This is a genomic window from Actinocrinis sp. (assembly GCF_035946395.1).
In the GTDB taxonomy this organism is placed as follows: domain Bacteria; phylum Actinomycetota; class Actinomycetes; order Streptomycetales; family Catenulisporaceae; genus Actinocrinis.
Window position 1 is genome coordinate 21,660 of sequence record NZ_DASYZI010000215.1, and the last position, 13,793, is coordinate 35,452.

Annotated in this window: 12 protein-coding genes; 8 read left to right on the forward strand and 4 right to left on the reverse strand. The window is 67.7% G+C overall.

From position 1 onward, the window contains the following. The first annotated feature begins 492 nt into the window (after positions 1 to 492). The 4 genes from VGS97_RS13755 to VGS97_RS13770 are packed head-to-tail and all read left to right on the forward strand — an operon-like array spanning position 493 to position 5,875. On the forward strand, positions 493 to 1,260 hold the full coding sequence (locus tag VGS97_RS13755) for a TnsA-like heteromeric transposase endonuclease subunit (RefSeq protein WP_326853828.1): 768 nt from the start codon (positions 493 to 495) through the stop codon (positions 1,258 to 1,260). Continuing rightward, the gene (locus tag VGS97_RS13760) at positions 1,257 to 3,500 is read left to right on the forward strand and encodes a helix-turn-helix domain-containing protein (protein ID WP_326853829.1); all 2,244 of its coding nucleotides are present in this window, start codon (positions 1,257 to 1,259) and stop codon (positions 3,498 to 3,500) included. The genes VGS97_RS13755 and VGS97_RS13760 overlap by 4 nt, the downstream gene beginning before the upstream one ends. Further along, positions 3,493 to 4,752: an AAA family ATPase gene (locus VGS97_RS13765; protein WP_326853830.1), complete on the forward strand. Its 1,260-nt coding sequence runs from the start codon at positions 3,493 to 3,495 to the stop codon at positions 4,750 to 4,752. Before VGS97_RS13760 ends, VGS97_RS13765 begins: the two co-directional genes overlap by 8 nt. Continuing rightward, a complete protein-coding gene (locus tag VGS97_RS13770) occupies positions 4,745 to 5,875 on the forward strand; it encodes a TniQ family protein (protein WP_326853831.1) in 1,131 nt (376 codons plus the stop codon). Before VGS97_RS13765 ends, VGS97_RS13770 begins: the two co-directional genes overlap by 8 nt. 77 nt (positions 5,876 to 5,952) lie before the next feature. Here VGS97_RS13770 and VGS97_RS13775 read toward each other — a convergent pair whose 3' ends face one another. From VGS97_RS13775 to VGS97_RS13790, 4 genes are all read right to left on the reverse strand, one after another. After that, entirely contained in the window at positions 5,953 to 6,831 is an 879-nt protein-coding gene (locus VGS97_RS13775) for a hypothetical protein (RefSeq protein ID WP_326853832.1), read from the reverse strand. A 78-nt stretch (positions 6,832 to 6,909) separates the two neighbouring features. After that, a complete protein-coding gene (locus VGS97_RS13780; RefSeq protein WP_326853833.1) occupies positions 6,910 to 7,404 on the reverse strand; it encodes a hypothetical protein in 495 nt (164 codons plus the stop codon). 29 nt (positions 7,405 to 7,433) lie between these two features. Then, entirely contained in the window at positions 7,434 to 8,348 is a 915-nt protein-coding gene (locus VGS97_RS13785) for a hypothetical protein (RefSeq protein WP_326853834.1), read from the reverse strand. A gap of 52 nt (positions 8,349 to 8,400) precedes the next feature. Further along, complete coding sequence (locus VGS97_RS13790) at positions 8,401 to 9,309, reverse strand: hypothetical protein (RefSeq protein WP_326853836.1); 909 nt, start codon at positions 9,307 to 9,309, stop codon at positions 8,401 to 8,403. A gap of 253 nt (positions 9,310 to 9,562) precedes the next feature. Between VGS97_RS13790 and argC the strand changes: the two genes are divergently transcribed. The 4 genes from argC to argF all read left to right on the forward strand — a co-directional run. Then, positions 9,563 to 10,654 (forward strand): N-acetyl-gamma-glutamyl-phosphate reductase, encoded by a 1,092-nt coding sequence (gene argC, locus VGS97_RS13795; protein ID WP_326853837.1) that lies wholly within the window; start codon positions 9,563 to 9,565, stop codon positions 10,652 to 10,654. Positions 10,655 to 10,712: 58 nt separating this feature from the next. Then, a complete protein-coding gene (gene argB / locus VGS97_RS13800) occupies positions 10,713 to 11,630 on the forward strand; it encodes an acetylglutamate kinase (protein WP_326853838.1) in 918 nt (305 codons plus the stop codon). Further along, entirely contained in the window at positions 11,627 to 12,877 is a 1,251-nt protein-coding gene (locus tag VGS97_RS13805) for an acetylornithine transaminase (protein WP_326853840.1), read from the forward strand. Before argB ends, VGS97_RS13805 begins: the two co-directional genes overlap by 4 nt. Next, positions 12,877 to 13,793: ornithine carbamoyltransferase (argF, locus tag VGS97_RS13810; RefSeq protein WP_326853841.1), on the forward strand; the 917-nt coding region annotated here is incomplete at its 3' end. The genes VGS97_RS13805 and argF, both read left to right, overlap by 1 nt.

The window sequence follows — 13,793 nt, forward strand, 5'->3', positions numbered from 1 at the left end:
CTCCGATGTCTGCGTCCTGCCCCCGCGCCGATCATGCGGGGGCAGGAACTGGCCTCCGCTGCTTACGGCACCGGACCCGGAGACTCACCACTGTCAAACTCCGAGACAGTTGTCAAAATCCGGGACAGTGTTCGCATGTTCGAGCGCGCGCCGTCGCCAGTTGGCTCTCAAGGTGGTCGACATGGTCGGCCAAAGGTCGCCACTCCTGTCGCCGTTCTGTGGCGAGGCGCCGTAGTTGTCACCAGCGGGAGGGGCTGACCTGGCCTGCTGGGTCTGGTGAGGCACGCTGCTTGTCACTGAACCGGCGGTGCGGTTGTCACTTGTCGCGGGTTTGCAGGCTAGTTGTCACCTGATCTGGTGACTTTGGGACCAATTGGGCTAGGTCGGTGCTTGCATGAGGATATGAGTCGACGCACGGATCAGAGGGCTACCGAGCTTCGTGCAATCCGGGCTTCGGTGTGGTCGCATCGGTGTGCGTGGACCGACCTGCTGGTGCCGGTTTCTATCGAAGCGGGGTCGGCCGGCCTTCGTCTGGATGACGGCTGGCCGGAGCGGTGGCGGGTGGAGTGGAGGTCGGGTCGGGAATCGCGTTTCTGCTCGGTGCGGGAGTTGGCGCTTGCGCCGATGGTGTCGGTTGATCCGGTCCGGGGCTTTTCCTGGAACCGCAACCAGCGGCATCGTCCCGGGCTGCAATACATGGTTTCGACAGGCCGTCTGCACGGTGCCGAGAGTATGCAGGAGGCGCGGCTGCTGCTGGCCCTGGACTTCGCAGGCGACGTGCTCGATGTGGTCTCCCAGCCGCTGAAGCTCGTGTTCGGGGCGGCTGACGGTGAGCGCAGCCACACGCCGGACTATCTCGCAGTGACGCGTCAGGGTGTGTGGCTGATCGACGTGCGCCCCGAGCGTTTGATCAAGCCTGTAGACCTGGAGAAGTTCGCCGCAGCTGCCGAGACCTCATTGACCTGCGGTTGGCGGTATACGGTCGCTGCCCGCTGGCGTGAGCATGTTCCTGCAGCTCTCGACGCGATCTCCTCGCAGCGGCGGGCGTTGTCGGACCCGCTTGGGCTGCGCCCGATCTTGCTTGACCTGATCCGCGACGGGCGACGCCGCTTCGGGGAGGCGGCCGCCGCTAGCGGCTGCGAACCGGTGGCTCGGGCCCAACTGCTCAACTTGCTGTGGCAGCGCGCGCTGGGGGTGGATCTCTCCGAGCCGCTCGGCGATCGGTCCATGCTCGTGCCTGCTTCGGGAGGCATGCTGTGAGCCGGGCGGCGGTGCTGGACCTGTCGCCGGGCGCGGGGCTCATGATCGACGGCGTGGCGTGGGCGGTGGAGCGGCGCAAACCGCATCTGGGGAGGGTGCGGCTGGTCGCGGATGGCGGTGCCCGGCGCGAGGTGAGTTTTCGGTTCCTGGCCAACCACCCGAACTGCCATCCGTCCTCGATGACGGCGGCAGCCGGAGCAAGCCGGGGGCGGCAGCCCGCGGTGCCTGGCGATTTGGATCCGTCTCGGCGGGATCTGGCGGCATTGCGGATGGCGCACCTGCTGGAAGTGGCCACCGGGTTCCGCAGCGGGGACCGGATGCGCCCGGGTCCGGGCGAACCGAAATCCGAGTACGACCCTGACGCGACGACGTTGACCGAGCGGCGGCGCGCGAAGGCCGCCGAACTCCAGGCGCTGGACCGAGAGCAGGCCAGGCTGCTCGGGCTGGACCGAGTCGGATATCGGACCTTGATTCGGTGGGAGAATGACCGGCGCCGCTACGGACTGATCGGATGCGCAGACGAGCGGTGGCTGCGCCCGCGCACCGGCCACCCGAGCCTGACCCCGCAGGTCCGGGAGGCGATTCTCGCGGTGCGCGAGGAGACGCTGCACGGAGCGAAGGTGAGCATGCGCACCGTGGACGTAAAGATCCGGCAGTATGTGCGCGAGCGTTTCGGCGAGGACGTCGCGGTGCCGGGATACGACACTCTGCGCAGGGTCTGGCGGGAGTGGTTCGGCTCGAGCGGGGCCAGGCAGCGCTACGCGCGTTCGGTCGAGTTGCCGGTTTCCGGCGGGCACGTGATGGTGCACCGGCCCGGCCAGGTGGTGGCGCTGGACACCACGGTGCTGCCGGTGATGATGCGTGAGACGGTGTTCGGCGACCCGGTCAAGGTCCACTTGACCCTCGCCTTGGACGTCTACACTCACTCGCTCACCGCGTTCCGCTTGACCCTGGTCTCGGACACCTCCGTGGACGTAGCGATGCTGCTGCGGGACGTGATGATGCCGCTGCCGATGCGCGCGGACTGGGGCGAGGAGATGGTCTGGCCCTACCCGGGGCTTCCCGCCGCGGTTGTCGCCGACTTCGCCGGATATCAGGTCGCAGGCCTTCCCTTCTTCGCCCCGGAGACGGTCACCACGGACCACGGGCCGGTCTATCGCAACCACCACCTCGTCGAGGTCCAGCGCGTGATCGGTTGCAACATCCTTCCGGCCCGTGTATTGAAGCCCACTGATAAAGCGGCGTGCGAGCGCGCGTTCGGCGTGATCAGATCGCTGCTGTTCGAGAAGCTGACCGGGTACACCGGGGTGGACGTGGCCGATGCCGGGGCGGACCCCGAGGGCGACGCGGTGCTCACGGTCGCGGAGATGGAGCATGTGATCGCCACCTGGATCGTCGGGACCTGGCAAAACAGGATCCTCGGCGAGTGCTCCCCGCATTGGGATCCGGGCGGGCGGCACAGCCCGAACACGTTGTTCGCTGCCTCGTTCGCACAGGCCGGATTCTCGATGAACATCCCCTCCCCGGAGTTGTTCTACGAACTGCTGCCGGTCCACTACGTCGGGCGCATCGACCCCAAGCGCGGCGTGAAGATCAAGGGTCTCTGGTACGACGACCCGAAGGTGCTGGCCGACTACCGCGGACAGCGTTCGACCCGCGGTGGAAAGCACGCCGGAGAGTGGGTGATCCGGCGTGACCCCCGTGATCGGCGCGCGGTCTACTTCCAGGACCCGCTCTCCCACGCCTGGCAGACGCTTCCCTGGACCGGGCTGCCCGAGGTCGGCAACGCCCCAGCCTTCGGGGATGCCCGGGTGCGGGAGCTGATGAAGAAGGCCAAAGCGTGCGGGCTCACGCCGAAGACCGATGCCGAACTGCTGCCGGTCCTGCTGGAGCTGATCGGCTCTGCGGTCCCGGTCGACCGGTGGCCGACCCAGATGAGCGCGGCCCAGCGCCGTGACCATGCCCGGGAAGAGGCCCAGGCGGCAGCGGCGGCAGTCGACCGGCCGAAGACCGGAGGCGAGGTACCGGCTGACGCGCAGGACGACGTCGGGAAGGCCGTTGCGCTGCGCTGGCCGGAACGGGCCCGGCGAACACAGCAGGCGCTCGATGCGGAACGCCGCCGCCGCCGCGAGTCGGTCGTGCGCTCGACGCCCAAGCCCCCTCCACCCCTCGGGTCCAGTTACCTCAAGCGCAACGTGTTCCTGCTGGCCCGCGACGAGGGAGACGAGCGCGATGACTGACCTCGCCACCCTGTACGACGGGAAGGTCATTCCGTTCCTGCGGCCTGGACCGCGCCCGGACCGCACTCGCTCGGACGGCTGGCAGCTATGGCGCGCGACACTCGACGGATTCACCGCGGCGCCGCGCCTGTCCGAGCGCGAGCACGCCCGGCTTGGCGCGCGCCATCAGACCCTCTACGACCTGCACCGCACCGCCACGCACGCGAACCTGCGGTTGCTGGAGACCCCGATGAGCGCGCGGGTCTCCGAGCTGATGCAGCGCCGGCTGCAGAACAACGCCGTGAAGTGGAACCCGGGCACGATGGACGGGCTGATGGTCAGCGGAGGCGGCAAGCAGGGCAAGACCGAGACCGTCTGCCGCGCGCTAGCGGTCTTCGAGGAGCTGTGGCGCTCTCTCTGCGGCGAGATGTACGCCAAGCCCCCGCCTGGCACCCGCGACGAGTTCGTGCCGGTGGCTTACTGCCGGCTGCCGGTGCGCTCCAGGCCCAAAGCGTTGTGCCAGAGCATCTTGGACGTCTTCGGCGACCCGCACCCCAAGACGCTGCACGACCTGGTGCGCGCCACCCGCGATTCACTGCGCGGACACCGCACCAGCGCGCTGGTCATCGACGACGTCACCAGGCTCCGGCTGCACCGGGAGGACGACCAGGACACCCTCGATCTGATCCGCGAGGTGATGGACCTGGATGTCACGCTCGTGCTGGTCGGAGTCGACATCCCGCACTCTGGCCTGCTGCGCGACGCCTACTACGACTCCCGCACCGGCCAATGGATCTTCCCGGAGACCAAGCACGGCAAGAGCTTCAACCCGCAGGCATCCACCCAGACCGAGCGGCGCTTCGACGTGGTCGAGCTCGATCCGTTCGAGTACTCCACGCCCTCGGGCATCGCGGCGTTCCTCGAACACCTCGCGGGGATCGAGGACCAGTTACGGCTGCTGCGTCAGATCGACGGGATGCTGACCAGCGGGGAGATGCCCGAGTATCTGTTTCGCCGCACCAGGGGCGTGGTCGGCCTGCTCAACAGACTGATCGAGGACGCGTGCTCCGTCGCGATCTCCACCGGCGTCGAGCAGTTGACCCCCGACCTGATGGCGAGGGTCTCCATCCGCCTGAGCGACCTCGATGACCTGGATCCGGAATCCGGCGAAGTCCCCGACATCCCGGCCGACTCCGTCCCGCCGAAGCCGCGCAGGCGCGTACGCAACACCGTCTTCGACGACCACGGACACCGGGACGCGGCAGGTGTCTAGGCCGTTCGGGCGCAGCCTCGACCCGCTGCCGGAAGAGGACCTCGGCGGGTACCTGCTGCGCCTCGCGGCCCACCTGTGCATGCCCCCGGTCACCCTCGCCAGGCGCCTCGGCCTGGTGAACAACCTCGGCCCCCAGGTGGTCCGCAAGCTTCTGATTCCCGGGGACGTCGACGAACTCGCGATCTTGGCCCGCCTGACCCGCGAGGAAGCCCGCGCGCTCACACTCAACGAGTGGGAGGACAGATACCCTCCCATCGCTACCGCCCTCGCGGGGGCGTACCACATGAACCGCTCCTACTACGGCGACGGCGTGCGCTACTGGCTCTACGCCGCCACTCCCCGCCGCTGCCCCTCCTGTCTCGCCGGGAACGGCAGCGAGATCCAACGACAATACGGCGGCGCGTGGAGGAAGGCGTGGCGGCTGCCTCTCGCCTTCGCCTGCGTCGCGCACCGCCTCTTCCTCGCCGAGGAATGCCAGACACCCCATGCCGAACAGTTGGGCGCACCCCTGCTGATACCGAACGCAAGCATCAGCGGGCTGCATCCCGCGCAGTGCCGCCTTCCCCGCCGCGGACAGTACGGACACGGTAGCCAGCCCTGCGGTAGCCGCCTCGACCGGCTCCCCGACAGCGTCGCCATCCGACCAGGCCGAAACCACCTCGAAGCCCAGCAGCGAATCCTCCACCACCTCCGGGCCGAGAGCGATCCGTCCGACGCGACACGCTACTTCGCAGACATCGCACTGGTCACCACGTTCTTGAACGTCCTGCCGTCCAACCGCTGGGACGAGATCGGCACGGTGGTAGGCGCAGCGATCGCCGACACCATCACCAGATACGAACCGCCGTACCGCTCAACCTTCGACAGACCGCCGCGCGACGTCCTCTCGACCGCCACGATGCTCACCGCCGTGACAACGATCCTCAACTCCACTGATCAGCAGGCCGAACTCGCTCGGCTTGCCTACCAGAGCGCAGGACACCCCCTGAGACTCAGGGCTCTGAAGAAGATCTGGATTCGCTACGCGCGCACCTGCTCACCCACGCTCAATACCAGCCTCAACATGGCATGGCAGCATGCCGAACGCGCCACGCGAGTAGCGGTCAAGACTCTCCCGCCGTAGATCGGAGTGGCATTGAAGACGTATCGATGCGTGGTCGCCCCTCGTTCTCCCCGACGCACGTGGACGGCCATTCAGCGCTACGAGACAGCCCAGTGCATCGAGGGGTCGATCCATCCACGGTCAGGGAGCCATGCCAAGCAACGGTCAGGTGTTTGCGGATTAAGAAGCCAAACGTGGGTGATCTCGCGTGGTAGCCGCGGTGGGGCGGGCGGCAATGTGTTGGACCAGTAGGTGAGCGCATGGAATACGGCCCACGAGCTGGAGTACGTCGGGCCGAGGAACGCATGGCTCTCATCGCCGCCGGCCGCGGCCAGCTTCCTCCGGTTTCCAGCCATGTGCGGGTCGGTTGATGAGAGCGTCTGCTCGATCCACTCAAGGAATGGTTCCCAGGTCACGTCTGCGGGTCCCCGGATGCCCTGAGGACCGAGGTGCACAGCCTCCGGCTCGTTCATGCTGGCCGGGCGAGAGGCCAGGCTGACGATTCCCATCTCCAACGCGCGCTGCACATGGGGGCTGGGGTGACGCTGGAGGGTTTCCGCTGTGCCAATGATCGTAAAGGTGTTTCCCTCTTCAGTGAGCGCCTTGAGCACCTCGGGTACGTCGCGGATGGCGCTGCTCATCCGGAATCTGCTGGAGACCTCAAGAAACCAAACGCGACCGAGTCCATCGGCGGGCAGCTGGTAGCCGTTTTCGGCGAGTGCTCGCGTCATCGCGGCGTAGGGGCCGTCGAGGTCTTTCCACACCTCGACATAGCCGACCCGGCCGTCGGCATAGTCGATCCTGATGTCGGGCATCGCGTCGGCGCTGCCGTCATCTTGGAGCACGACATGCTCGCCTGTGAACCGGTAGATGATGTTCGCGGCCAGGAACTCGAAGTCGAAAGTCATCGGTTCGCTTGCCGCGCGTGCGACGCGCGCAGCGGGTCGCAGATCTTCTAAGCGCCCGAGTTGGTTCATGGCGCCAGTGTCCCGCTTGGCTGGGCGAGGTCACGACCCTGCCGCAGTCCCGCGCCGGGAGCTTCGCCTGAAGGGCTATTAGATGAACGGATTCGGGACCTCCGGCCGCGGCGGCTGCTGCGGGTCCAGGACGACCGTGTGCAGGAGCGGACCGAACTGCAGGTGGCCGCCGCCGAGCGGCCAGCCGAACCGCGGCCAGTTCATGACCGGCAAGTCGGTGCGCGGCAGGCCGTCCTGGGTCGGCCAGTGGTGCAGCAGCGCGTGCACATGGTGGACGTAGACCGAGTGGCCGCCGCCCATGCTCGGGAAGAAGAACGTCGCGATGCCCGGGTGATCCATCGTGGTGATCAGCTTGTTCCACTGCGCAGGATCGGCCAGGTCGAAGAATTCAAGCCCGAGGTGCTCACACAGGCGCCGCAAGTCGGAATTCTTCGGGCTCTCGATGAAGTGGTCGGCCTCCTCGGAGTCCGGCGCCCAGCCGAGCAGGTCGCAGAACGCGTTGCGGACGCACCATCCGTCCACCTGGCCGGGGAACTGGACGGGCTGAGCGGGGGTCCATTCGAACCCTTCCATGGTTCGGCTCGTCCGGGAGTCGGGGGCATTCACCGGGCACCGCCCGCCCACGCGTCGAACTCGGCGACGACCTTTTTCAACCGCTCGATTGCCTCGTGCGAGAAGATGTCGGTCGGCTCGACGGTCTCGGCCGTCTCGATGACCGCCTTGACCGCGGCCACGAAGTCGGCGAGGGGCACCGCTGGGTTCTGCGCCTTGGCGGCCCGGTCCACCGCCTCGCGCAGCTGCTGCGGGTTACGCGGGTTGGAAAGGACCGCGTGCACGACCGCGGTGATCGCCCTGCGCAGCGGAGTCTGGCCGTCGCTGAACATGAGGTCCATCACGTCATGAGTCACCCGTACCCGGCGGGGACTGCCGTCCGGCTCGACGACCTGAGCGGCGTGGAATGAGACGTTCTGCTCGATGGGCCCGTAGCGCACCATCAACATCTGGCCGGCGAAGGGGCTGCCGACGTTCGCGGCCGGGTGGAACGGCAGCGCCGCCGTGCGGTACTGCCCTTCCGAAAGCAGGTCGCGCGGTCCCCACCACCTGCCATCGGGCGTCTGGAACGCGAAGATCGCGTCGGCGGGGTAGCGGTTGCGCGGGTCCGCCATGTTCGGGCTCGTCGGCGACTGTACCGCCTTGAGCGCGACGATCGGCGCGCCGGCGGAGTACTGCCGGAAGATGCTCTCGCGCGGCATCCCGACCGCCTCGCCGATCTTCGCCCAGGAGATGTCGGACTCGGCGCATTCCTCGACGGCGGATCGGAGGGTCCAGGCCAGTTGTGCCTGTGCGTTGGCGAGCAGCTGCGCCCGCCTCAGCGGGTCGCTCGCCGAGATCGCCAGCGCGATCAAGTCGGCGGCGTTGAACGCCCGCGACTGGGTGACAAGGGACGCGTTGGACTTCGCCACGTCGACCTCCAGGAAGCAACAAGACGGCGCCACGGTGGCGTCGGGTTTCTCCACTGTAGATCGGATTCACGGTCCACGCAACATATATGCGTGTGTCAAAGTTGAGTCAGGAGCTCGCTCGGTAGATGAAGTGAGCGCTCACCGATGTACACCTTGTCCTGACCTGCTCCCTTTCCCTGCTCGTGGATACCCCGGTGTACTCCTCCCAGAGCGTGAGCCAGGTCTCCACGATCTGCCCGGCCATCTGCATCACGTGCAGCGCGGTGGCTCCCGTCGCCGCGAACTCGTCCCAGCTGCCGAGCACCCAGTTGCGGCTGTGCGCGGCACCGGAGAGCGCCCGGTAGGGGCCGGGCAGCTCCGCCGGCCAGAACTTGCGCACCTCGTCGGTGAACGAGATGTCCATCGCCGCCTGCGCGCCCTCGACCTGTATCCCTGCGATGGCCGACTTCTTCCCGGGCACCGTCTCGATACCGGCCTGCCGGTAGATCTTCATCAGCTTCTCGCGCCTCTTCTGCGCCCCGGCCTCGAACTCCGACCCGAGGTCCTTTGCGAGCTTGATGCGGTGCTCCGAATCGGTTAGCTCCAGCCCCGCGATCCGGGCCAACCGGAGATGGACCTCGGTTTTCGGCACCAGCACGTACGCGAACATCGCCTCGGCCTCGAGCGCGGCCCGCACCAGCGTGGTCGACGACCAGACCGGGAACGGGTCGCGCCGCAGGTCCCCGGCCACGGCAGCGAGATGGTCCAGCCCGTTCTTCCAGGCCAGCCGCGCGCCGCCGACCCCGATCCGGTGGACGGTCAAGCGCCGGGCCCGCTCCAGGCCCTTCGACGCCGCCTTGATAACCGCCTCATCGGCGGTGACGCCGGGACCGAACTCGGTCACGAAGACGCCCGCGGCCATCTCGGCAAAGAACCGAACAGCCTCCGCGCACGCCTTCATCAACTCCGCGGTCGCCGGGACGTGCGCCGAGGTGGGCCGCTCATAGCGCTCGGGCTCCTCGCTGAAGAACACCATAAAACCGAACACTACGTGCCTGAACGGGCAATGCGCCCCGGAATTGCACGGTGGCGAGTGAACCCGCAGCTCTTCGATGGATTCGAACAGGCTCTACCGGGGTGCTGCGTCAGAAAACTCGGCGGCCGCCCCAAGCGACAGGTGACAACAAGCCTGCCCATGTGACAACTATGCTGCCTCGGCACACGTTCCCTCCCGAAATACGCATTTTGACGTATGGCATAGCCATTCGCACTGCTGTATTGTCATGCGCATGACCATCCGGATCGCGGTCGCGGGAGCGACAGGGTATGCGGGCGGGGAGATCCTGCGGATCCTCCTCGGCCATCCCGCCTTGCTCAGCGGGCAGGCGGAAATCGGAGCGCTGACCGCTTGGTCCAACACCGGCTCGCCCCTCGGCGAGCACCAACCGCACCTCGGCCCGCTTACCGACCGGATCCTTGACCCGATTGACCCCGAACGCTTGGCGGGGCACGACGTGGTGTTCCTCGCCCTTCCGCACGGACAGTCCGCCGCCGTCGCCGAAGCGCTCGGCCCAGACATCCTGATCATCGACTGCGGCGCCGACTTCCGCCTCACCGACGCGAACGCTTGGACCCGCTTCTACGGCACCCCGCACGCCGGGACCTGGCCGTACGGCCTGCCGGAACTCCCCGGTGCCCGCTCCGTCCTGCGCGAGACGAAACGTGTTGCCGTCCCGGGCTGCTTTCCGACCATCGCGACGCTGGCGCTCTATCCAGCACTGGCCGCCGGGCTCGTCGCGCCAGATGTCGTGATCACCGCTGTTACCGGCACTTCCGGCGCGGGTAAGTCGCCCAAGCCGCATCTGCTCGGCTCGGAGATCATGGGCAATGCCTCTGCCTATCAGGTCGGCGGGATCCACCGGCACACGCCTGAGATCGTGCAGAACCTCGCCAAGGCCGTCCCCGCAGCGAACGCGGCCGCGAGCACCGAGGGCGAAGGGAAAAACGGCACGGCCCCCGTATCGGTCTCTTTCACTCCTGTCCTCGCCCCCATGCCGCGCGGAATCCTCGCCAGTTGCTCAGCGCCCGCGCAACCCGGAATCACCGCGCAGGACCTGCGTACCGCCTACGAGAAGGCCTACGCCGACGAACCTTTCGTTGCTCTCCTGCCTGATGGCCGCTGGCCGCAGACCGCGGCAGTGCTCGGCTCCAACGCGGTCCACCTCCAAGTCGCGCTCGACGAGACCGCCGGACGGGCAATTGTCATCGGTGCCGTAGACAACCTGACCAAAGGCACTGGCGGTGCCGCCGTGCAATGCCTCAACCTCGCACTCGGCTGGTCCGAGACCGCTGGCCTCACCACGATCGGAGTGGCGCCATGACCACTCGGACAGCGTGCGCAGGGGCGGCGTGCATGCACGAGAACCCGGTGCACTCCACATGAAAATCACCGCGGGTGGCACCCGCTCCCACGAGGCCCGAGCGAAGGCGCACGTTCTCACCCAGGCACTGCCGTGGCTCTCCCGCTTCCACGGCGCGACGGTCGTGGTGAAGTTCGGCGGCAACGCCATGATCGACGAGGAATTGAAGAAGGCCTTCGCTCAGGATGTGGTCTTCCTGCGCTACGCCGGGCTGCGCGCCGTCGTCGTGCACGGTGGCGGTCCGCAGATCAGCCGTGAACTGGCAAAGGCAGGCCTGGAATCCACGTTCACCGCCGGGCTGCGTGTCACCACCCCAGAGGCCATGGAGGTGGTCCGCATGGTGCTCACCGGCCAGGTCCAGCGGGAGATCGTCGGCCTGATCAACGCGCACGGTTCGTTCGCGGTCGGGATATCCGGAGAGGATGGCAACACACTGCTCGCCACGCGACGCATGGCCACGGTCGATGGCGAACACGTGGACATAGGCCGAGTCGGCGACGTGGCCACAGTGGACCCGACCTTGATCAACGCATTGCTCGACGACGGCCGCATCCCGATCGTCTCCAGCGTCGCACGCGCGGAGGACGGCGGGGTGTACAACGTGAACGCGGACACGGCCGCCGCCGCTCTCGCTGTCGGCCTCAAAGCGGAGAAGCTGGTCGTGCTCACCGATGTCGAGGGCTTGTACGCCGACTGGCCACCCGACAGCGCGGATTCAGGCTCCGCCGAAGAGGTGATCAGCCAGCTCACCGGCGAAGAACTGGAAAAGCTGCTGCCCACGCTCGCTTCCGGCATGGCACCCAAGATGGAGGCGTGCCTGCGCGCCGTACGCGGTGGCGTGAAGGCCGCGCACGTGCTGGACGGCCGGGTGGAGCATTCACTCCTGCTCGAAGTCTTCACTGATGAGGGGATCGGAACCATGGTGGTGGCCTCATGACGATCGCGACCGCGGAGGCGCTGCCCGGCCTCCAACCGCACAGCGGCCTGTCGAAGGCGTGGACCGACCGCTACACCAGCTCCCTGATGAACACCTTCGGCCCGCCCAAGCGGGTCTTCGTCCGTGGCGAGGGCGCCCAGCTCTGGGACGCCGACGGAAACCGCTACCTCGATCTGTTCGCCGGCATCGCGGTCAACGCCCTCGGCCACGCGCACCCGCTGATCGTCCAGGCCGTGACCGCCCAGCTGACCACCCTCGGCCACGTCGGCAACTTCTTCGCCACCGCCCCGCAGATCGCTCTGGCCGAACGCCTCATCGATCTGGTCGGCGCGGACGACGCCAGGGTCTACTTCTGCAACTCCGGCACGGAGGCCAACGAGGCGGCCTTCAAGCTCTCCCGGCTCACCGGCCGCACCAAGCTCGTCTCGACCGAGGGCGGATTCCACGGCCGCACCCTCGGCGCCCTCGCGCTGACCGGCAAACGCGCGATCCGCGAGCCGTTCGAGCCACTGCCCGGCGAAGTCGTCTTCGTCCCCTACGGCGACACGGCGGCGCTGGAAGCCGCCATCGACGACCAGACCGCCGCGTTCATCGTCGAACCCATCCAGGGCGAGCGCGGCGTGGAGCCGGCTCCGCCCGGATACCTCACCGCCGCTCGCGCCATCACCGAACGCCACGGCGCACTGCTCATCCTGGACGAGGTCCAGACTGGCATCGGCCGGACCGGCACCTGGTTTCGCTACCAGCCCGAAGCCGCGCAGAACGGCGCCTGGCAGCCCGACGTCATCACCCTCGCCAAGGGACTCGGCGGTGGCCTGCCGATCGGCGCGACCATCGCCCTCGGCCGCGCCGCGGCACTGTTCAGTCCGGGCGCACACGGCACGACCTTCGGCGGCAACCCGGTCGCCTGCGCCGCCGGACTCGCCGTGCTCTACGCGATCGAGCGCGACAACCTCCTGGACAACGCCGTGAGAATCGGCGGCCGCCTGCGTGGAGGCATCCTCGACATGGATCACTCCGCCGTCACCGGAGTACGCGGCGCGGGACTGTTGCTCGCCATCGAACTCGCCGATCCGGTGGCCTCCGAACTGGCCGATGCCGCACTCAACGCCGGATTCATCGTCAATCCGGTCAACCCGCAATCGGTCCGCCTCGCGCCGCCGCTCATCCTCACCGCCGCCCAAGCCGACGAATTCATCGCCGCGCTGCCCAAGCTGCTCGACGTGCACACCACCAGGAGCAAGTGATGGTCCGCCACTTCCTGCGGGACGACGACCTCACCCCGGCCGAGCAGGCCGCGGTCCTCGACCTGGCCGACGCGTACAAGGCAGACCCGTTCGGCCGCCAGGTCCTGGCCGGACCCAAAGCCGTCGCCGTGCTCTTCGACAAGTCGTCCACCCGAACCCGGGTCTCCTTCTCCGTTGGCATCGCCCAACTCGGCGGCTACCCTCTGGTGATCGACGCGGGCACCAGCCAACTGGGCCGCGGCGAGCCGATCGAGGACACCACCCGGGTGCTCGACCGCCAAGTCTCCGCCATCGTCTGGCGCACCTTCGGACAGAGCCGCCTCGAAGCCATGGCCGCGGTCTCCCGCGTCCCGGTGGTCAATGCGCTCACCGACGAATTCCACCCCTGCCAGATCCTCGCCGACCTACAGACCGTCCGGGAGCACAAGGGCAGCCTTGCCGGACTGACCCTGAGCTATCTCGGCGACGGATCCAACAACATGGCCCACTCGTACCTACTCGGCTGCGCGGTCGCCGGCATGCACGTGCGCATCGGAACTCCCGCCGACTACCTTCCCGAGCCGACGATCGTCGCCGACGCCACCCGTATCGCGGCACAGGCCGGCGGCTCAGTGAGCGTGCTGCACGACCCCAAGGCCGCCGCCACCGACGCCGACGTCCTGGCCACCGACACCTGGGTCTCCATGGGCCAGGAAGCCGAGCAGGCCGACCGCGCCGAGGTCTTCAAGTCATTCGCCCTCGACGAGGCGGCTCTCGCCCTCGCCGCCTCCGACGCGATCGTCCTGCACTGCCTGCCGGCCTATCGCGGCAAGGAAATCGCCGCCTCGGTCATCGACGGCCCCCACTCCGTCGTGTGGGACGAGGCCGAGAACCGGCTGCACGCCCAGAAGGCGCTCCTCACGTTTTTAATTGAACG